The following is a 19,813-nucleotide window of genomic DNA, read 5'->3' as shown; positions in this document are numbered from 1 at the left end:
CATCATCGGGCGACCGGGGGGCGAGGAGCGGGAAGACCGGTCTCCTCCAGGCACCGGTCCAGGATGGTTTCCATCGGCGGTCCCATGTCGAACGTGGGCAGTGGGTCCGGACGTCCGTGGCGCAGCTCGGCCCGTACCTCCTCGGTGGCCGCGACGTCGACGGTGCCGGCCTCGTCGCAGACCACGCCGAAGCGGCGGGCCCCCGTGGGGCTGACCAGGCCCCGGCGGACCTCGAGGCCGACGAGTTCCGGGTCGCGGGCGAGCGGGTCGCCCCACCCGCCGCCACCCCAGGTGACGAAGTGCAGCACGTCCCCGGGAGCTACGGGCACGTCGTGCACCTTGCTGCCCAGGATCTCGGTGCCGCCGTCGGCGCGTTCGAGCCACTTGCGGCCCCGGGCACCGGGCTCGCCACCGTTGACCCCCCACGGATAGGTGAGCCAGCGGTCGTCGTGGATCGCGATCGTGCCGGCCTCCAGGAACCGGTAGGCCACGTCGACGCCGTTCCCGCCGCGGTGGAGCCCGGCGCCGCCGGTGTCCGCGATGGTCTCCCATCGCTCGATCCGCAGCGGGTAATAGGACTCCAGGTACTCGCACGGGATGTTGACGAACGACGGCCACAGCGAGTGGCCGTCCGGGCCGTCGCCCACCGGCCGGCCGGGAATCCCGCCGAATCCGATCGAGTACAGCTGGAACCACTCGCCCTTGCGCTCACCCGGCCCGTAGGTGCCCGAATACATGAAGTGCGGTGATGACGAGAAGCCGGCGGCGTTGAGCAGCCCGGGGTTCGTCTGACCGAGCAGGCCGCCGAACAGGTCGAAGACGCGACCGATGCCGTGGTTACGCGCGTTGAGGGCGGCAGGGTACTGGGGCTTCCAGAACGAATCGTCGGGGATCGTGACGTCGACCAGCGGGTAGAAACCGTCGTTCCAGAGGATCTGCGGGTCGGCGACGGTGATCATGTAGATGCCGAAGAACATCCGGACGAGGTTCTCGTTGATGTAGTAGTTGATCGGACCCTGCGCCTGCGGGCTGCTGCCGGTGAAGTCCAGCAGCACCTTGTCACCGGTACGGGTCAGGCTGAGCTTGAGCTCGTAGGGGCCGTAGCCGAGGCCGTCGTCGCAGATGTAGTCGGTGAACGAGAGGGTTTCGCCCTCCTTGAAGACCGCTGCGAGCAGGACCTTCATCGCCCGGTAGTTGCGGTCCAGGAGTTGGTCGAGCGCGGAGTTGTAGGTGTCCACCCCGAACCGGGCGCACATCTCCTGGACCCGACGGGCAGCGGTCCGGCACGCCGCGACGATGCCGTTGAGGTCGGCGCGGTTCCAGTCGGGCTTGCGCACCTGGTTGAGGATGATCCGCAGGGCGTCCTCGGCGAGCACGCCCTTGCGGTACAGCTTGAAGGGCGGTATCACCACGCCCTCCTCGAAGATGGTGCGGGCATCGGTCGGCATCGACGCCGGTGTCTTGCCGCCGACATCGGACATGTGCCCGAACATCGCCGCCCAGCCCACGATGCGGCCCTCGAAGAAGATGGGCAGCACCACGAGCCAGTCGTTCGCGTGGCTGATCGCCGCACCGCAGGAGTAGGGGTCCGACGTCAGCAGGACGTCGCCCTCCTCGATGTCGCCGTCGAAGTTGTCCAGGAAGTCGGGGATGGACAGCCCGAACTGTCCCACCATCATTTTTCCGTCAGGGTTGGCGATCAGCGGAAACTCGTCGTGCTGTTCACGGATCCCCGGCGACAGCGCGGTCCGGAAGAGCACCTCGTCCATCTCATAGCGGGCGTTGCGCAGCCCGTTCTCGATCAGGTCGATGGTGACCAGGTCGACATCCACGGAGCGAAGCGGTCCGGTAGCGGTCTCGATGAGGCGTGCCATGGTCAGTTCTCCCGGTGGGTGTCGGCGGGGCGGATGAGGAGGCTGCCGCTCGGGTGCACCGCAGCCGTGTGCCCGGGCAGCACGAGGGTGGTGGAGTCCATCTCGGTGATGATCGCCGGACCGGGCACGACGTTGCCCGCTCGCAGCAGGGCCCGGTCGTAGATTCCGGCTTCGACGTCGGCGCCCTCGACCCAGATGCGGTGCTGCGCCCGCAGTGCGGGGCCCGGGTCCGCGTCGCCGTGCTCCAGCGTCGGCGCGGCGACCTGGGGCCGGGGGCCGTGGGCGGTGGCCCGGACGGTCACCAGCTCGTGTTCGGCGTCGAGAACGAAGGAGAACAGTCGTTGGTGATCGGCGTCGAACGCCGACCGCAGGGCCGCGAGCCCACCGCCGGCCCCGTCGAAGGCGTCGATGTCGACTGCCACCGGGATTTCGAAACCCTGGCCGTGGTAGCGCAGGTCGGCGGAGTAGACGACGTGTTGCTCATCCTCGGGAACACCCTGTTCGCTGAGCGTGGCGCACGCCTTGCCCGCGAGTTCGGTGAGCACCGCGCGCAGGCTCTCGTCGGTCATCTCGGTGAAGCGGCGCACCAACGTCCGCACCGACTCGTCGCGCAGATTGGTCGTCGCGTCGCCGTAGGCGCACAGCACTCCCGGCGACGGCGGAATGATCACCGGCCAGGCACCGGTCAGTCTGCCGAGAGCGTTGGCGTGCAACGGGCCGGCGCCACCGAAGGCCACCAGCGCGTAGTCGCGCGGGTCGAAGCCCTGCTGCACCGACACCAGCCGCAACGCCCCGAACATGTTCTCGTTGACGATGTCGATGATGCCCGCGGCGGCGGCCTCGACCGACTCCAGCCCGGTGGCGTCGGCGATCGACTTCACCGCGGCTCGTGCCGCCGCACGGTCCAGGGTGATCTCGCCACCGGCCAGATCGGTGGGCAGGTAGCCGAGCACCACGTTCGCGTCGGTCACCGTCGGTTGCTCACCGCCCGCCGCGTACGCGGCGGGACCGGGTGCGGCACCGGCCGACTGCGGTCCTACCCGCAGCGCCTGGGTCAGCGGCGGTACGTGGGCGATGGATCCGCCGCCGGCACCCACGGTTCGTACGTCGACGGAGGTGGCGCGGACCTTGAGGTCCCCGACCGTGGTCTCCCGACCCACCCGCGGCGTGAGCCCCTGCACCAGGGCGACGTCGGTGGAGGTGCCGCCCATGTCGAAGGTCAGGAAGTCCGGGTAGCCGGCCTGCTCCGCCACCCAGGCCGCGCCGGTCACCCCGCCGGCAGGGCCGGACAGCAGCAGGTTCACCGGGTTGTCCGCGGCGACGGCAGCGGAGACCAGGCCACCGTCGCTGCGCAGAATGCACAGCCGGCCGTCCACCCCGGACTCGCGCAGCTGCGCCTCGAGGTTGGCCACGTAGCGCGCCACCTGCGGCTGAACGGCCGCGTTCGCGACGGTGGTGATGGTTCGCTCGTACTCCCGAAGCTCCGGCAACACCGAGGACGACACCGACACCGGTACGCCCGGAAGCTCCTCCGCGGACAACTCGGCCACCCGGCGCTCGTGCTGCGGGTTGGCGTAGGAGTTGATCAGGCTGACGCTCAACGCCTCGATGCCCTGCGCGCGGAGCTTGCGCAGCTTCGCACGGACGTCAGCCTCGTCGAGTTCGGTCACCACCGCGCCGTCGGCGCCGATCCTGCCGACGACCTCCACGGTGTCCTCCAGCGCCGCCAGCGGCTCCGGCTTGGGCCAGATGATCCAGCCGGCAAGGCCACCTGGCACGAAGGAACGGGCGATCTGGAGCACCTGCCGGAAGCCGTCGGTGGTGACCAGCCCAACCCGGGCGCCCTTGCCCTCGAGGATCGCGTTCGTGGCGACAGTGGTGCCGTGGAACACCTCAGTGATCTCCGACATGGGCACGCCGGCGGCCTCGCAGGCCCGCTCGATGCCGCGCAGCACTCCGATGGACTGATCCTCGGGGGTGGAGGAGGTCTTGGCCCGGTAGGTCTCTCCGGTCGCCTCGTCGATCAGCAGGATGTCGGTGAACGTTCCCCCCACGTCCACGCCGAGTCGGTAGGTCATGGTTCCTCCTCAGATGACGCCGGCGGAACGCAGCGACGCCATCGCGTCGTCGCCGAGCCCCAGCAGGTCGCGATAGATGTCCTCGTTGTGTTCGCCGAGCTCGGGGCCGACGTGCCGGACCCGGCCCGGGCTGTCAGAGAGCTTGGGTACGACGTTGTGCATGGCGAACTCCCCGAGACCGGGGTGGGTCAGTCGGACTATGGCCTCCCGCGAGGCGAAGTGCGGGTCCTCGAGCATGTCCCGGGCCCTGAAGATGCGGCCTGCCGGAACGCCCTGGGCGTGCAGCCGTTCGAGCAGATCGTCGGCCGCGAGCGTCGAGCTCCATTCGGCGACCAGGCCGTCCAGCTGCTCCATCCAGCGGCCTCGGGCGCCGTGGGTGGCGTACTTCTCGTCGGTGGCCAGCTCCACCCGCCCCATCGCCTCGGCGAGCCGGCGGAAGACCGTGTCCTGGTTCGCCGCGATCAGCACCATCTCGCCGTCGGCCGTCGGGTAGACGTTGCTCGGGGACACGTTCGGAAGGGTCGTTCCGGTCCGTTCCCGCTGGTAGCCAGCGATCTGGTACTCGGGGATGAGCGATTCCATCATCGCCAGCACGGCCTCGTAGATGGCCGAGTCCACCACCTGGCCTCGACCGGTACGTCCGCGCTGGTGCAGCGCCACCAGGGTGCCCAGGCAGGCGAACGTCGCCGCCAGCGAATCGCCGAGAGAGACGCCGGCCCGGGCTGGAGGGCGGTCGGGGTCGCCGGTCACGTAGCGGATGCCGCCCATCGCCTCGCCGATCGATCCGTATCCGGCACGCGACGAGTACGGGCCCGTCTGCCCGAAACCGGTCACGCGGGTGACGATCAGACCGGGGTTGATCTCCCACAGCCGCTCCGGGGCCAACCCCCAGCGCTCCAACGTGCCGGGCCGGAAGTTCTCGATCAACACGTCCGCTCGCGCGACGAGCTGGCGTACCAGATCCTGACCCTGCTCGGTCCGCAGGTTCGCGGTCACGGACTTCTTGTTCCGCGCCACCACCGGCCACCAGAGCGACTTGCCGTAGGGCTTCTCGCGTCCCCACTGCCGCATGGGGTCGCCCTGACCCGGGTCCTCGACCTTGATCACCTCGGCGCCGAAGTCACCCAGGAGTTGACCGCAGAACGGCCCCGCCAGCAGCTGTCCGAGCTCGATCACCCGGATGTCGTCAAGCGGCAGTGGAGTGCTCATGAGCCCCTCATCAGTGTCTCTTTGCATGCAATTCACAGGTATGTGACTGCCGTTACAGCAAGTTGTGCTGGGAAAGTAGGCCTGTGTTCCTCGGGTGTCAATGCCCTGGAGGGAGATTGCATACAACCTGCCGTGTTGCTACGGTCCGGGCATCATGAGTGACCACACGCCACTGCGGGAGGCCGACAACGGCCACGCCGCCGACGATGCCTATCGGCTGATCCGGGAACAGATCCTGTCCGGGCAACGGTCGGCCGGCGCGTGGCTCCGCGAGGGCGAGTTGGCCGAGTCGATCGGGGTGAGTCGGACCCCGGTCCGGGAGGCGCTCAGACGGCTGACGGCGGAGGGACTGGTCCGCCACGAACGCAACCGTGGCGTGCAGGTCCAGGCGTGGAGCATCCACGACCTCGACGAGATCTTCAGCCTGCGGGCCGTGCTCGAGCCCTGGGGCTGCCGACTGGCGGCGACCACGGGCACCATCGACGTGGACGCGCTCGACGCGCTGGCCCACCGGATGGACGAGGTGGCACCGGACGGACGACCGACCGATGTGGACGAGCTCACCGAGCTGAACAACCGGTTCCACCGGATGATCCTTGAGGCGTCCGACAACAGCCGACTGGCCGGCGTCGTCTCATCGGTGATCCAGATGCCGCTCGTCTGGCGTACCTTCTCCCGCTACAGCCCGGACGCGCTGCGCCGTAGCCTGGCTCACCATCACGAACTGGTGGCGGCGCTGGCCGCGCCCGACCCCGACTGGGCGGAGTCGGTCATGCGCAGCCACGTACGCGCGGCATGGCATTCCATCCGGCTGCGAGACGGCGGCGACCGGGCACCCGGCCCGGAACTGCCGGACCAGGTCAGCACCACCGCAGGTCAACCGCCACTCTGATCATGTGGTCGGGTTCAGCGACCGCGCGAATGGCGGGTCTGCTCTTGGGTTCGGCGGCCGTGCTGTCGGAAGCTGCGCATTCGTTGTGACGCACCACCATAGGCACCTGGTGACCGTATGGCAGCCAACGCTTCCACCGCGGCTGGGTCAGGCCGGCGGATCGTCTCCGAAGAGGGCTTCCTTCACGCCTGGGCCGCCCCAGCGGGTGGCGACGAGCTCGGACGAGGGCGGGCCGGCTCGGGCACCTCGCCGGCGCCGCCCGGCCGGCGCCGGCCGGGCGCGCGTTGACCACCGATGGTGCAATTGAGTCGGATGGATCCTTACCCGGGGAGGAACCTGATGGCTGACCACAGCGGGCTGCCGATCGCCGCGCTCCTGCGCGGGGGCGCGGAGGACGGACCTGGCGAGCTGGAACTCGGTGCCCGGCAGTTGGCCCTGGAACTGGCGCCGTACGGGGAACGGTTGCCCGCACCGACCGAGGTCGCGCCGGACGGCACCCGTGCCGGCGAGATCGAGATGATCGGTGCCGTCGCGCTGGCCATCGAACCCGCTCTCCCGTCGATCATCGCGGTGCTGGAACTCCTCCTCGCCTGGGCCGGCCAGCGCCAGGGGCGCGGCGTGCGGATCGTCGAGCCGGACGGCAGCGAACTCGACCTCACCGGAGTCTCCGCCGCCGACCAGCGCCGCATCGCCCAGACCTGGCTCGACCGGAAACTTCCCCGGTGACGCGCAGACGCGCCTTGTTGATCGCCTGTGACGAGTACGACGATCCCAAGCTGTCCCGCCTCCGGTCTCCGGCACACGACGTCCAGGTGCTGGCCCGGCTGCTCGGTGACCCGACGGTCGGCGCCTACGACGTACGGCTGCTGGTCAACCCGACCGAGCACGAGGCCCGGCTGGAGATCGCCCGACTGCTGCGGTCGGCCGGCCGGTCGGACCACCTGCTGCTCTTCTTCGCCTGCCACGGCCGACGCGACATCGACGGGCTGCTCTACCTCGCTCTCGCCGACACGGACGTCGACGACCTGCCGGCCACCGCGCTTCCCACTGAACTGATCAACCGCCTGCTCAACCGCTCGGCCTGCCAGCGGATGGTCCTGCTGCTGGACTGCTGCTTCAGCGGAGCGGTGTCGCGGGTGTTGACCCACCAGGGCGACGCGGGCGTCCGCGGCGGGGACCTGTTCCCGGGCGAGGGCACCGGCCGCGCCGTCCTGACCGCCACCACGGCCCACGAGTACGCCTGGGAGCCGGCCGGCGAGCCGCTGCCGCTGACCGACAACCCTCGGCACTCCGTCTTCGCCGGTGCGGTGATCGAGGGGCTGCGCACCGGTGACGCCGACCTGGACGGTGACGGACTGGTATCCGCCGACGAGCTCTACCGGTACGTCAGGGACTCGGTCGCGGTGGCCGGCGGGCAGACGCCCCGCCGCTGGATGTACGGCGAGGGCGACCTCTACGTCGCCCGGAGCTCACGGGGCCCGGCCCTGGCCACGGCGGCCGGCCGGACCGCGCCCCTGCCGCCGGCCGGGGTGGAGGTTCGGGACGGGCGCGGTGCCGACCGGTCGGACGGTCCGGTTCCGCCCCGCCAGCGGCCCGTCCCCTGGGCGGCGGAGCGCCTGCACTGGGAGGCGGGGTTGCCCGAACCGGTGGAGCGGATGCTGAGGGGTTCGGCCGACCGTACGGGTTGGCTGGCCCTGCGGGCGGGCAGCTGGGACGAGGCGACCACTGGGTTCGAGGCGGCGGTGCGCGTCGACGGGACGGCCGGTGCCTGGTGGGGACTCGGGATCAGCCACGCGATCGGCGGACGCTGGCGGGCCGCAGGCCACGCGTTCGCGGCGGCCGCCGGAGGGCTGCGGGAGGCCCCGCCCGACCACCCGGCGCCGACGGCCGCGCTGACCGCCGGGGCGCTGCTGCTCGCGGTCGTCACGCTGCGGGCGGGCGGCGACCAGCGCGCGGCCCAGGTGCTGACCGACTCCGTCGACGCGTTGCCGCTGTGCCCGCCGCTGCTGGTGCTCTCCGCGGCGTGGGCCGGTGACGGTGCGGCGCTGACCCGCGCGTTCCTGCTCGACCCGGAGATGGCGGTGGAGTGCGAGGCCGCGGGCATGGAGATCGGACCGGCCGTCCGGGAGGCCATCGCCTGCGGCGAGGCGCAGGTCCGCCGGCTCGACGTAGCCCGCACCCGGCTGCGCGCCACCGACCCGGCCTGGTCCGGCGGTCCGGCCGGCGACGGCGGGCCCGAGGGAGTATGGCGGCCGCCGCTGGCGCGGCTGCCGGAGGTCCGGCGGGCCGTGGAGGTACGCCGAGACGAGCTGATCTCCCTGCTGCACGCCCGCCAGCTCGGCGTACGGGACGCGTTGCGCGCACCGGTGCCGGACGGGGGCGGAGCGGTGGTGGCGGACATCCGCAACGCCATTCACACCGGTCACGAGGCGCTGCGGGCGACGGACCGGCCCGCACCGCTGGCTGCGGTCGGTATTCCACCGATCCGTCCGATGCGTTCAATTTAAGCTAATAGATTTCCTCCGTGCGAAGGGTTCTACCGCACGCGGTTGCCTCCGTACTATCTGTATACCCGCCGCAATGGGTGGTTCTCGGCATCGCATCGGAGGAGACATGGTCGATAGCGGTGTCCTCCGGCGCTGCCGAAGTGCGCTCGGATGGCGGCGCCGGTGACCCTCGAATCCCACGACCACCGCCGGCTGGTCGACGCGATGCTCGCGCTCACCGGTGCCGAGGTACGCACCCACCGCGACCGGTACGTACGGCAACTCGGCCACCTGATCGACGGCGAGCCGGTCTTCCGCCGCTCCGACGTGCCCTTCACCGACCTCTGGGGACTCGTCGCGGCCTGCGAGGAGGTGCCGGGGGCGCTTCGGCTGTTGCCCGAGGCGGTGGCGGCGGTGGACGGTGAGAGCCCGGAGCTGGACCGCTTCCGCGCACTCGTCGCCATCCACCTGCCGCCGGAGATCCTCACCGCCGACGAACGCGGCCAGATCGTCGAGCTGGCCGACGGCCTCGATCCGCCGGTGCTGCTGGACCTGTGCCGCGGCGCGGTGGCGCGGCTCGGTCCGCGGGTGCGCCCACCGGTCACCGACCTGGCGGCCGTCCTCCGGGAGCTGGAGGACGCGATCTCCGACCCCGACGTACGCCCGCCGCTGGTCGCCTTCCTGGACGACCTGGCGGGCCGGGTCGCCCTACCGGCCCGCCGGATCGCCGGCCGCCTCGCCGACGCGGTCGCGCGGCGGATGGGGGTCCCGCCGGGTCCGGCGGCGACCCCGCCGCCGGCCGGGTCGGCGGGCGGTCCCAGACCCTCGGACGGCGACCAGTACCGCTCCTACTTCGTGGTGCTGCTGGACGCGGACGGCATCGACGCCTCCCGGTACCTGTTCGAGGCCTGGTTGGTGACCCCGGGCGATCCCGGCCGGCTGCCGTGGCACTGGGAACGCGTCCCGGACGGGCCGGGGGATCGGTTCCGACTGGAGCAGATCCAGCTCAAGATCGATGAGGCGCTCACCGAACTGGCCAATCGCAGTACCGCCGAGATCGGTCAACTGACTGTCGAGTTCATCGTGCCCCGACGCCTGCTCGACTACGAGTTCGACAGGTGGCAGGTGGCGGCTCCGGGGCTCTACACGGCCCTCGGCGTGCACTACCCGGTGGTCGTCCGCGACCTCACCCGGATGCGCAACTCCCTGATGCGTCCCCGCTGGCGGACGCGGCACCGGCGGCTGCGCGAGCAGGGTTCCGCCGTGCAGGCCCGGGCGGTCGCCTTCGAGCGGCTCACCGAGCCGTACGTCGCGCAGCACCTGCACGCCCGACTGCTCGGCAACGACGACTACCCGGTCTGTCTCGTGCTGTTCGTCAGCGGCGCCGAACGGCACATCCAGGCGGCGATCGGCGCCGCGGTCACCGCCGGACTGCCGGTCGTCCTCTGGTGTCGCGATCGCGCGGCGGCGTCACGGTTCGATTCGTACATCCCCGAGGTGCTCATGGCGCGCAGCGTCGCAAACCTGCGCGAGCTGGTCTGGGAGCTGCGTCGCGACGCGGGCAGCGAGGGCGGCTCCCCCGAACACCTCGGTCTCCACCTCACCCTGCTGTGGGACGAGATCGACCGGGTGCCACCGGCCGACGCCCTCAGCGCGCCGGTCTAGGAAGGGACGACAGCGTGTTGGAATCACCACCGCAGCCGGAGGACTCCGCCACGGGCGACGGCGAGGACTGGCGGATCTACCTCGGCACCGGACGGCCGCACAACGGCGTCGAGCGGCTCCCCGAACCGCCCCAGTGGCGGCGGTTCGGCGGCGGGCCACTGATCACCTCGGCGCTGCCGGAGGACCGGCAGGGCGCCGAGCGGGCACGCGGCTACCAGATCACCGACGAGGCGATCGAGATGGTGAACGCCGCGCTCTACCTGCGCCGCCCGCTCCTGGTGACGGGCAAGCCGGGCACCGGAAAGTCCACCCTCGCCTACAGCGTCGCGTACGAGCTGGGCCTCGGGCCGGTGCTCTACTGGCCGGTGACCAGCCGCTCCACCGTGGACGACGGCCTCTACCGCTATGACGCGATCGGCCGGCTCCAGGAGACGAACCTCTTCCAGTCCACCGGGCGGACCGAGGAGATACCGGACATCGGCCGCTACCTGACGCTCGGCCCGCTGGGCACGGCACTCCTGCCCTGGGCACGTCCCCGGGTGGTGTTGATCGACGAGCTGGACAAGAGCGACCTGGGGCTCCCCAACGACCTGCTCAACGTCTTCGAGGAGGGCCGGTTCGAGATCCCGGAACTGGCCCGGCTGCCGGAGGACCAGAGCCTGGCGGAGGTGATGACCAGCGACGGCACCCTGCGGGCACCGGTACGGCGCGGCCAGGTCCGCTGCGCCGCCTTCCCGGTCGTCGTCATCACCAGCAACGCCGAGCGGGAGTTCCCACCCGCCTTCCTGCGCCGCTGCCTGCGACTGGACATCCAGCCCCCGGACGAGCAGGCCCTGACCCAGATCATCACCTCGATGCTCGGCGAGGAGGCGGTGGCCGCCAGCGCCGACCTGATCACGCACTTCCTCGACCTGCGCGACCGGGGTGCGGTGGCCACGGACCAGCTGCTGAACGCGATCTTCCTGGTCACCTCCGGGGTGCGACCGCCCGAGTCGACCCGCGCCCGGCTGCGGGCGAACCTGATCCGCGACCTCGAAGCGGCCGGCACCCTATGATCGATCGGCTGGTCACCGCCCTCGGCGGCGCTCCCTCAGCCCTGACGGCCGAGGAGTGCGCCGAGGCGATCTGGCTGGCCCGCTTCCTGCCCCGCCAGCCGGGGCCGCCCCGAGCCGGGCCAGCCGCGACGGCGAGCGACGCGCCGCCGGGGGCGCCACCCGAGCCACCGGCGTCGCCGCCGTCCACCTCCCCGGCCCGGCAGCCCACCCGGCCGGAGGCGCCCGCGGTGACCGAGGCGGAGCCGTCCGCCAAGCTCTACCTGCCGCCGCCCGCCAACGGGCCCCGCGACCCGTCCTCGCTGCCGCTACGCACTCCCGGGGTGCCCGCCCTGCCGCACGCCCGGGAGATCGCCCGGGCGCTGGCCCCGCTGCGCCGGTCCGTACCCGCCCGGCACGCCGTGCGGCTCGACGAGGCGGAGACGGCCCGCCGGTCGGCGGAGGCCCGGATGCTCCAACCGTGCCTCACCCCGGTCACCGAGCCGTGGCTGGATCTCGTACTGCTGGTCGACGGCAGCCCGTCGATGGTGGTCTGGGAGGCGACGGCGACCGAGATCCGGACCCTCGCCGACCGGATGCGGGTGCACACGTTCCGCCGCATCCAGGTGTGGTACCTGCGGCCGGATGCCAAGGGCCACCGGCCGATCCTGACCTCCGACGGCGGCAGCACCGCGCGGGACCCGCGCGAGCTGGTCGACCCGGAGGGCCGGCAGTTGACGATGGTGTTGAGCGACTGCACCGGCGCCATCTGGGACGCTCCCGAGCTGCGACGGTGGCTCGCGATCTGGGGCCGCTCCGGTCCGGTCGCCGTGGTCCAGCCGCTGCCCCAGCGGCTGTGGCACCGCTGCCGCCCGACGCTGCACCCCGTGCTGGTCCGGCCGACCCGGCCTGCGGCACCGGCGGCGCAGCTGCACCCTCGCCTGCGTGACGAGGTGCCGGACCACCTTCCGCGCGGTGCGGTCGCGATACCGGTGCTGGAACTGGCACCGCGATGGTTCGCCGCCGGGGCCGCCCTGGTCAGTGGCCGCACCCTCGGCCCGGTCGCGGCGGTCGCGCTGCTGACCACCGACCCTCGTCCGCTGCTCGTCGACCCGCTGCGGGAGCCACCGTCGCCGGAGCCGCTGGACCTGACGCCGGCCCAGCGGGTCGCCCGGTTCCGGGCGATGGCCTCGGACGAGGCCCGTCAACTCGCCGAGTTCCTTGCCGCCGCACCGCTGACACTGCCGGTGATGCGCCTGGTGCAGCGCCTCATGCTGCCACGCTCACAGCCGCAGGACCTCGCCGAGGTCTACCTGAGCGGGCTGCTGCGCCACGCGGCGAGCTGGGCCGAGGACACGCCGGTCGAACAGGCCCGCTACGAGTTCCTTCCCGGCGTACGGCAGGAACTACTCTCCGGACTGCGGGTCGGTGAGGCGCTGCGGATCCTCGACGTCGTTTCCCGCTACGTCAACGAGCACATGGGCGCGGCTCTGGACTTTCCGGCGCTGCTCGCCGGACAGGTCTCGGACCGGCTGGCGACCCGACTGGGCCGCCCGTTCGCCGAGGTGGCCTACACGGTGCTGCGCAGCCTGGGAGGCCGGTACTCGGAACTCGCGCGGCGGCTGGCTCCGGCCGCCCTCGGCCCGCCAGCCACGCCAACGCAGCGGACCGACCGGCGGCTACCGATCGCGGCGACACCCGAAGAGGGGGACGACATGACCGCACAGACCGCTCCAGGAGATCGGGGCCGTTCCAGCGTCGGGGAGCAGCCAGCGGTGTTCGGGAACGTGCCGCCCCGCAACCCCGACTTCACCGGGCGGGAAGAACTGCTCAACGTGCTGCGCCAGCGGTTGACCGACAACGTCACCGCGGTGCTGCCGCACACCGTGCACGGCCTCGGCGGAGTCGGCAAGAGCCAGCTCGCCGTGGAGTACGTCTACAAGTACGCCAGCGACTACGACCTGATCTGGTGGGTTCCGGCCGAACAACCGACCCGGATCCGGGAGTCGCTCGTCGCCCTGGCCCGCAAGCTCGATCTGGTCAGCGACGACGTCGACGTGTCGCAGGCCCTGGAGACCGTGTACGACGCATTGCGCACCGGACGGCCGTACGGCCGGTGGCTGCTGGTCTTCGACAACGCGACCCGGGCCGAGGACCTGATGCCGTTTCTCAGCAACCCCGGCGGGCATGTGCTCATCACCTCCCGCAACCACAACTGGGCCGGGGTGGCGGACAGCATCGAGGTGGATGTCTTCACCCGGGAGGAGAGCATCGAGCTGATCCGGCGGCGGCTGCCGGAGCTGGACGACGAGGACACCGACCGGCTGGCGGAGCAGCTGGGGGACCTGCCGCTGGCCCTGGAGCAGGCGGCGGCCTGGATGCTGGCGACCGGCACCCCGATCGACGAGTACCTCGGCCAGTTGGAGAAACGGGTCGGCCTGTTGCTGCGGGAGAGTTCACCCGCGTCGTACTCGACGCCGGTGGTGATCACCTGGGGGCTGGCATTCGACCAGCTGGCCGAGCAGACCCCTGCCGCGTTGCAGTTGCTGGAGCTGTGCGCCTTCCTCGGTTCGGAGCCCATCTCGATCAGACTGCTGCCGATGGGGCGCTACGCCGGGCTGCCCAGCCTGCTCGACGCCACCGTCCGGGACGACATCCAGTTGCGCCGGGCGGTGCGGGACATCGGCAAGTACGGCCTGGCGAAGGTGGACGCGACCCGCAACAGCATCCAGATCCACCGCCTGGTGCAGGCGACCCTGCGGGACCGGCTCACCCCGGCCGACCGGGAGACCTACCGCACCGCCGTGCAGAAGCTCCTCGCCGCCGCGAACCCCGGTGATCCGACGGAGGACCAGGAGATCTGGCCCCGGCACGCGGAACTCAACCCGCACGTGCTGGCCTCCGGGGCGATCGACGGCGAGTCCGACGACATCCGCAAGGTGGTGCTCGACCAGATCCGCTACCTCTACGTCAGCGGCGACTACGAGAGCAGCCGCGAGCTCGGCTCGATCGCGTACCGCCGGTGGCTGGAGAAGCTGGGGGCGGCCAACGAGCAGACCATCATCACCGCCCGGTTCCTCGCCAACGCGCTGCGCTCCACCGGCAATCCGCAGGAGGCGAGGCGGTTGAACGAACGGACGTACGAGATCGCCCGCGACACGCTCGGGCCCGACCACGAACACACGTTGGCGCTGGCCAACAGCTTCGGGGCGGACCTGAGGCTGTTCGGCGAGTGGCAGCGGGCCCGCGAACTGGACGAGGGGCTGCTCGAGGCGCACCGCAGGGTGTTCGGTGAGGACGCCCCGGACACCCTGCGCTGTGCGAACAACCTCGCCGTCGATTACCGGTTGCTCGGCGACTTCGAGCGGGCGCGGCGCACGGACGAGGACAACTGGGCGCGCTATCGGCGGGTGCTGGGCGACACGAACCCGTACACCCTGTTCACGGCCACCCTGCTCTCCCGGGATCTGGACGGGCTGGGCCGCTACCACGAGGCGCTGCGGTTGCAGCGGCAGTGGCTGCCGCTGCACCGGGGGAGCCTGCGGCCGGACCATTCGAACGTGCTGCGGGCGACCCGGCTGCACGCGGTCACGCTCCGCAAGACCGGCCTCTACAGCGAGGCGCTGACGGTGGCTCGTGAGGTGTACTCGCTGTGCCTGCGCCGGTTCCGGGAGAACCACGCCGACACGATCTCGGCGGCGATGACGCTGTTCAACATCCTGCCCCGCACCGAGCAGGAGCGGGTGGCGCGGGCCCGGGCCCTGGCCGAGGCCCGGGTGCTGGGCGAGGAGACGCTGACCGGCTACCAGCGGGTCCTGGGCGACGAACACCCCTTCACGTACGTCTGCATGACGAACCTGGCGATCGTGTTCCGCCTACTCGGGGACTACACCGAAGGGCGCCGGCTCGACGAGCGGGCGGTCGCCGGACTCCGTGCCGGGCTCGGGATGGAGCACCCGTACACCCTCTGTGCGACGGTCAACCTCGCCAACGATCTCGCTGCCAGCCGGGACCATGCCGGAGCGGCTTCGCTACTGCGGGAGACCCTGGCTGCGGCCCGGCAGGTGAACGGCCAAAATCACCCGGAGACGTTGATCTGCGCCGCGAACCTCTCGATCGAGCTGGCGGCGCTCGGCGACCGGCCGGCCGCCCGGGAGCTGCGCGACGCGGCCATCGCCGGGTACGAGCGGACCGTTGGCCTGGACCACCCGGACGCGGCCGAACTGCTGGCCAGCCATCGGGTGTCGATCCCGATCGACCCGCCTCCGACGTGAGCGCTGGCGGGTCCGGGAGGACGGCGGCTAGGCCCGGGCGGCGAGCGGGGCGCCCGCCGCCGGGCTGACCGCCTCGGGCGCCTCGGCCACGAGGGGGCGCAGCCAGCGGGTCAGCCGGAGCGGGTCCGGTGCGTCGGCGCCGCGACGCCGGATCTCGCGGTGCAACGCGGCGACGAGTTCCGGCATCTGGTGCAGCGCGGCGGTCTCCCCGTCCGCGCCGTCGCCGCTCAGCTCGGTGAGGATCGCCAGACCGATCCAGGATCGTGGCTCGTCCGGCTGGTCGAGGATCTGGCGGAGGTAGGCGGCGCGGGCGGTCGCGTCGTCGCCGAGGATCTGCGCGATGTCGCCGGCGGACGCCTGTGGTATCTGCGTGGTCACCTGCGCCGGGTCGGTGCAGAGCTGGTCGAAGCCCTCCGGATCTGCCATCTGGAGTCCGGCCAGGTCGAATCGGACGTTGTGGGTCGAGGTCCAGCCGACGTCGTGGGTCAGCACGGCGGAGATCGGCCCGGGTGAGGGCGCCGCCCCGGCCAGCCAGTCGTCCGCCAGCCGGCGCACCCGGTGCGGATCGGGCACCCGGTTGCGCAGGCGCCAGCCGAGCCGGTGTTCGGCGGTGACCTGCCGGGCCAGCGAGGCCGCAGCCGGGGAGACGGGTTCCGCGAGCCAGCGGCGCTGCCGTTCGGTCAGCGTGGCGAGGAACCGCCGGCCCTCCTCGGTCAGGTTCGGGACCCCGTGCAGCAGCTCGGTGGTCTGCCAGACCATGGAGCGCCAGCGGGCGAATTCGAAGTCGGCGAACCGGGCGGCGGCGTCTCGCTGGACCCTCCGTTGCACCCGCCAGAAGTCGGTGACCCCGAAGAAGGCGTAGACACCGTGCAACAGCCCGCCGAGCGGCCGGGGATCGTCGCGCCACGGCGCGTAGTGCCGGGGTTCCGAATCGGCGTGGTGCAGCGGGATCAGGTCGAGCAGCGCCCCGAGTTTGGCGTGCTGCCACTCGTGTACCAGCGCCGCCGCCAGGGCGAGTGGATCGGTGGGTGGGGTCAGGGACACGGCGCCGAACGACTCCATGGCGGTCGCGTTGACGCCGTAACTCTCCTCGGGGGCGACCAGCGGGACGATCGTGGTGAGTCCCGCGGCGATCCCCTCGGCGTAGCCGGGATGTGACCGCACGAGCACCGGCCACGCCTCGTCGAGGGCCGCCTGCCACCCGGCCAGCTCGGGGTCGGAGAGCCGGCCCGCCGCCCGGAGTTGGTGGATGTCGCGGCAGGGGTCGAGGTCGTCGACGATCAGCCGCAGCGTGCGGCCGGCGGCCTGGGCCGTGATCGTGCGCAGACCGGACCAGCCGGGCGCGTCCGCCGACGGGTCGCTGGGTACCAGGACCGGGCCGATCCGCAGCCGGCCGTCCTCGGCGGTGACGGTGACGCTGCCGGTTCCCGACTCGGCGCGTCCGTACGTCGGTAGCATGACCTGGCCGTCGGTGCTGGACAGCTCGATCGTGAAGTCCAGCCCGGCCCGGGCCGCCGCGGCCGCGGCGATCTCGCCCAGCCGACTGACGTCGCGGGAGGCCGCGACGGTGGCGCCGGAGCGGCGACTGCGGGGCGGCACCGTGGCGGGGCCGGCCCGCAGCCGCCGGAGTGTGACCGTCAGCCAGGAGCCGACGTGCGGAGCGAGCAGTACCTCGTCGACGGCCTCCGGCCGGTGGGCCTGGGCGCGGACGAGCAGCTCCAGCGAGGCCTCGGTGGCCGGGGACGAGTCGGCGTCCAGCAGTGCCCGCAGCAGGAACAGCCGTCGGCTGAGCTGGCCGCGGCGGAGCCGGGCGATCGTCTCGGCGTCGCCGTGGCCCGCGGCGAGCTGGCTGAAGGACCGGGCGGGAAGTCGGATCACGTCGGTCACGCGCGTTGCCTCATCACTCGGGCGACATCGGCCTGTACGCGGCCGGCGATGTGGTCGATCAGATATCGCAGGTCGGCGCAGTAGACCGAGGGATTGCGGAATCCTGAGCCCTTACGGTATCGGTGCGGATAGTACCCTCCACCACAGACCGGATGAACCGAACAATCAAGACACGCCGGAGCGAGTGCTTTCGCGCCGATCTGTCGGGCGATGACGGCCGGGTGCCGCAGGGCGGCGTCCAACGGGTGATCGGCCACGGTGAGGCCGGTGGCCGGGGCGCCCTCGTAGGCGGAGCGCAGCGTGTCGACCTGTTCGAGCGACCCGTCGACGTCGATGACGATCACCCCGACGGGGCTCAGTCCGATCTGCTCCGACCTGCTGTGGCCGCCCAGTACGCCCACGACGATCTCTTCGAAGAGGCGGAGGCGGGTCTCCCGCCGGGGCGCGTCGTACCACCGGTCGAAGACGGCGACGAGCCACTCTCCGTACCGGGTGCTGGCGTCGGGCGGACGACCCGGCGGTGGCTCGCTCCAGTTGCCGTGCGGCAGCAGGAAGTCCAGGGCCGGGGGCTGGTACGCCAGCAGCGTCTCGTACGTCTCAACCGGATCGTTGCGCAGGTCGATGACGCTGAGTATGCCGGCGAACAGGTCGGGCTGCTCGCGTAACAGCCGCAGCGCGCGGTCGACGGCGGGGAAGCTGCTCCGGCCGCCGAGGTGCCGGCGGTGCCGGTCGTTGGCCACCCGGCCACCGTCCACGCTGACCCCGACCCGCAGGCCGGCGGCGCTCAGCAGGCGCAGGCGTTGCTCGGTCAGGCGGGTGCCGTTGGTCTGCACGGTGAACTGTGCCGCCGTCCCGGACGACAGCGCCGCACGCAGCGTGCTGACCACCCGCTGCAACGTGGCGGGCGGGGCGAGCAGCGGCTCGCCGCCGTGCAGGATGACCCGGATCGTCGACAGGCGGTGGTCGCGGGCGTGTTCGGCGATGCGCCGGGTCGCCAGGTCGACGACCTCGTCGGGCATGAAGGCCGTCCGGCCTCGCCAGGAACGGTCGGCCAGCTCGTACATGTAGCAGTAGTCGCAGGCGAGGTCGCACCGACTGTGCAGCTTGACGACGAAGTCGTGGAACGGGGTGGGCCGCCAACCGGCCGGTGTGATGTCCAGCGGTGACTCGCCGAGAGGCCATTCAGACGGCAGAGGAAGTGACGGTGGCGCGCTGGTGACCACGACGGGGTTCAGATCGCGGAGGTGAAACCAGCGACGGGGTCCTGCGGTCGGTCCAGCTCGTCGAGAATCCGCTCCAGGCAGTGCACGAACGCGCCCTGCCTCGCCTCCCGGAGTTCGGCGAGGCTGATCTTGCTCACATCCAATTGGTGAGACAGATAATCATCGACCGTGGGTTCCATCGATTCCTCTATAGGACAATCGCATGCTAGTGATCCTGACCGGCTCCGAACGCGGCAGCTGGAGGCGGAGCAAATTTCCTAAACTAGCCCAAGGTACCAGTGGATGCCGGACAACCGGGTCAGTCTACGGCCGACGCTCCGCCCCGGACAGTCCATAGCCGGCGCGCGTACCGTGGGCTGTCTGATTTCTGGCAGTGGTCGCGGAAGTCGCGGCGCCGCGCCCGCCGCCATCCGGCGGATCACCCACGGCAAACCTCCGCCACCGCGCCCGCTTGTGACGCCGTTGTTCGAGACGGCCGCTGGGAAGCCAGCCATCGTGGCAGATCACTGCTCCTCGCGAAACGGCTCGTCGCTCCACCGCCACCACGCCTCGTTGCCATCGATGTGAAGTAGGAATTCAGGAACCTCCTGGCCGTCCGGGTACCGAAGCGTCACGGTGTTCCGAACTGCCTCGTATGCGCGCTCCCAGGACTCCGCGTCCTCATCAACGCCATCGAGCAGCCGCAGCTCCTTGGCGAAGAGCGTCCGGACCTCCGCAAGCCCTTCCCTCGGATCGACACGAGCATTCAGCCACGGAAAGTCACCACCGGTCACCACGAGACCAGCGAGTACCCGGCCGTCGTCGCGCCGATGCAGCGTCCAAGTGCCGTCGTGATGATCGCTCACGATGGCGACCCTAGCGACTGCAAAGAATCCCCTGCTGACCGTGCCCGGCTTCGGCCTCGCCCTGGTCGCACCTCGGCCATGATCAGATGCACGCCTCAACCGCGTACCGCGCTGCATCGAGCGTGATGCCCAGGGGTGCTGCGCACGCCCGGCAGTCGGCGGCGAAGGTTTCGCCCTCGCGCCACTGTCGGGTCTCGTCGCCCACTCGCGGCGCGCAGTCCTGCGGCACGACGAGTCCGAGATGGGCGCGGTAAACGGTGGTAACCCATCCCTGATGGGCTTGATGTGGGTGCCAGGAGCCATCCGAGAAGTCCAGCCGTCGGGCGGACGAACACCGCCGGGAAGGGAT

The 19,813-nt window shown here is 71.3% G+C and carries 14 protein-coding genes; 6 read left to right on the top strand and 8 right to left on the bottom strand.

The window, feature by feature from the left end; translation table 11 throughout:
* Positions 1 to 2 precede the first annotated feature (2 nt).
* Genes IF22_RS0104175 through IF22_RS0104165 form a run of 3 tightly spaced genes read right to left on the bottom strand, consistent with a single transcriptional unit; the run spans position 3 to position 5,161 of the window.
* Positions 3 to 1,874, bottom strand: coding sequence for a hydantoinase B/oxoprolinase family protein (locus tag IF22_RS0104175; RefSeq protein ID WP_030328564.1), 1,872 nt, complete (start codon positions 1,872 to 1,874; stop codon positions 3 to 5).
* Positions 1,875 to 1,876: 2 nt separating this feature from the next.
* Positions 1,877 to 3,952, bottom strand: a complete 2,076-nt coding sequence (locus tag IF22_RS0104170; RefSeq protein ID WP_030328562.1) for a hydantoinase/oxoprolinase family protein — start codon at positions 3,950 to 3,952, stop codon at positions 1,877 to 1,879.
* Positions 3,953 to 3,961: 9 nt separating this feature from the next.
* Complete coding sequence (locus tag IF22_RS0104165; RefSeq protein WP_030328559.1) at positions 3,962 to 5,161, bottom strand: CaiB/BaiF CoA transferase family protein; 1,200 nt, start codon at positions 5,159 to 5,161, stop codon at positions 3,962 to 3,964.
* A gap of 154 nt (positions 5,162 to 5,315) precedes the next feature.
* Between IF22_RS0104165 and IF22_RS0104160 the strand changes: the two genes are divergently transcribed.
* The 6 genes from IF22_RS0104160 (at position 5,316) to fxsT (ending at position 15,509) form a co-directional block, all read left to right on the top strand.
* Positions 5,316 to 6,053, top strand: coding sequence for a GntR family transcriptional regulator (locus IF22_RS0104160; protein ID WP_051708166.1), 738 nt, complete (start codon positions 5,316 to 5,318; stop codon positions 6,051 to 6,053).
* A 339-nt stretch (positions 6,054 to 6,392) separates the two neighbouring features.
* Positions 6,393 to 6,779: a hypothetical protein gene (locus IF22_RS0104155; RefSeq protein ID WP_030328554.1), complete on the top strand. Its 387-nt coding sequence runs from the start codon at positions 6,393 to 6,395 to the stop codon at positions 6,777 to 6,779.
* Positions 6,776 to 8,560 (top strand): caspase family protein, encoded by a 1,785-nt coding sequence (locus IF22_RS33595; RefSeq protein WP_081883689.1) that lies wholly within the window; start codon positions 6,776 to 6,778, stop codon positions 8,558 to 8,560. The genes IF22_RS0104155 and IF22_RS33595 overlap by 4 nt, the downstream gene beginning before the upstream one ends.
* A 150-nt stretch (positions 8,561 to 8,710) precedes the next feature.
* Complete coding sequence (locus IF22_RS0104140; RefSeq protein ID WP_030328550.1) at positions 8,711 to 10,204, top strand: VMAP-C domain-containing protein; 1,494 nt, start codon at positions 8,711 to 8,713, stop codon at positions 10,202 to 10,204.
* A gap of 14 nt (positions 10,205 to 10,218) precedes the next feature.
* Positions 10,219 to 11,259 (top strand): AAA family ATPase, encoded by a 1,041-nt coding sequence (locus IF22_RS0104135; protein ID WP_245233520.1) that lies wholly within the window; start codon positions 10,219 to 10,221, stop codon positions 11,257 to 11,259.
* Positions 11,256 to 15,509 carry an FxSxx-COOH system tetratricopeptide repeat protein gene (fxsT, locus tag IF22_RS0104130; protein WP_030328546.1) on the top strand — a complete coding sequence of 1,418 codons (4,254 nt, stop codon included), beginning with the start codon at positions 11,256 to 11,258 and terminating at the stop codon, positions 15,507 to 15,509. Before IF22_RS0104135 ends, fxsT begins: the two co-directional genes overlap by 4 nt.
* 27 nt (positions 15,510 to 15,536) lie before the next feature.
* Here the strand turns inward: fxsT and IF22_RS0104125 are convergent, their stop codons facing one another.
* The 5 genes from IF22_RS0104125 to IF22_RS35745 form a co-directional block, all read right to left on the bottom strand.
* Complete coding sequence (locus tag IF22_RS0104125; protein WP_030328544.1) at positions 15,537 to 17,396, bottom strand: HEXXH motif domain-containing protein; 1,860 nt, start codon at positions 17,394 to 17,396, stop codon at positions 15,537 to 15,539.
* Positions 17,393 to 18,619 (bottom strand): FxsB family cyclophane-forming radical SAM/SPASM peptide maturase, encoded by a 1,227-nt coding sequence (locus IF22_RS0104120; protein ID WP_030328542.1) that lies wholly within the window; start codon positions 18,617 to 18,619, stop codon positions 17,393 to 17,395. Before IF22_RS0104120 ends, IF22_RS0104125 begins: the two co-directional genes overlap by 4 nt.
* Before the next feature lie 8 nt (positions 18,620 to 18,627).
* Positions 18,628 to 18,756 carry an FxSxx-COOH cyclophane-containing RiPP peptide gene (fxsA, locus tag IF22_RS34150; RefSeq protein WP_231639982.1) on the bottom strand — a complete coding sequence of 43 codons (129 nt, stop codon included), beginning with the start codon at positions 18,754 to 18,756 and terminating at the stop codon, positions 18,628 to 18,630.
* A 366-nt stretch (positions 18,757 to 19,122) separates the two neighbouring features.
* Complete coding sequence (locus IF22_RS0104110) at positions 19,123 to 19,464, bottom strand: hypothetical protein (protein WP_030328539.1); 342 nt, start codon at positions 19,462 to 19,464, stop codon at positions 19,123 to 19,125.
* A gap of 82 nt (positions 19,465 to 19,546) precedes the next feature.
* Complete coding sequence (locus IF22_RS35745) at positions 19,547 to 19,693, bottom strand: aspartyl/asparaginyl beta-hydroxylase domain-containing protein (protein WP_245233519.1); 147 nt, start codon at positions 19,691 to 19,693, stop codon at positions 19,547 to 19,549.
* Positions 19,694 to 19,813 lie beyond the last annotated feature (120 nt).

Origin of the sequence: Micromonospora parva (genome assembly GCF_000718515.1) — a bacterium.
Classification (GTDB): domain Bacteria; phylum Actinomycetota; class Actinomycetes; order Mycobacteriales; family Micromonosporaceae; genus Micromonospora; species Micromonospora parva.
Note: the sequence above shows the minus strand (reverse complement) of the source record. Positions and strands in the feature narration are given on the sequence as shown.

Bases quoted from the DNA above. Each gene is read 5' to 3' on its own strand.
- IF22_RS0104160 (WP_051708166.1), top strand. From the start codon at position 5,316: ATGAGTGACCACACGCCACTGCGGGAGGCCGACAACGGCCACGCCGCC.
- IF22_RS0104175 (WP_030328564.1), bottom strand. From the start codon at position 1,874: ATGGCACGCCTCATCGAGACCGCTACCGGACCGCTTCGCTCCGTGGAT.
- IF22_RS0104170 (WP_030328562.1), bottom strand. From the start codon at position 3,952: ATGACCTACCGACTCGGCGTGGACGTGGGGGGAACGTTCACCGACATC.
- IF22_RS0104140 (WP_030328550.1), top strand. From the start codon at position 8,711: ATGGCGGCGCCGGTGACCCTCGAATCCCACGACCACCGCCGGCTGGTC.
- IF22_RS0104155 (WP_030328554.1), top strand. From the start codon at position 6,393: ATGGCTGACCACAGCGGGCTGCCGATCGCCGCGCTCCTGCGCGGGGGC.
- IF22_RS0104165 (WP_030328559.1), bottom strand. From the start codon at position 5,161: ATGAGCACTCCACTGCCGCTTGACGACATCCGGGTGATCGAGCTCGGA.
- fxsT (WP_030328546.1), top strand. From the start codon at position 11,256: ATGATCGATCGGCTGGTCACCGCCCTCGGCGGCGCTCCCTCAGCCCTG.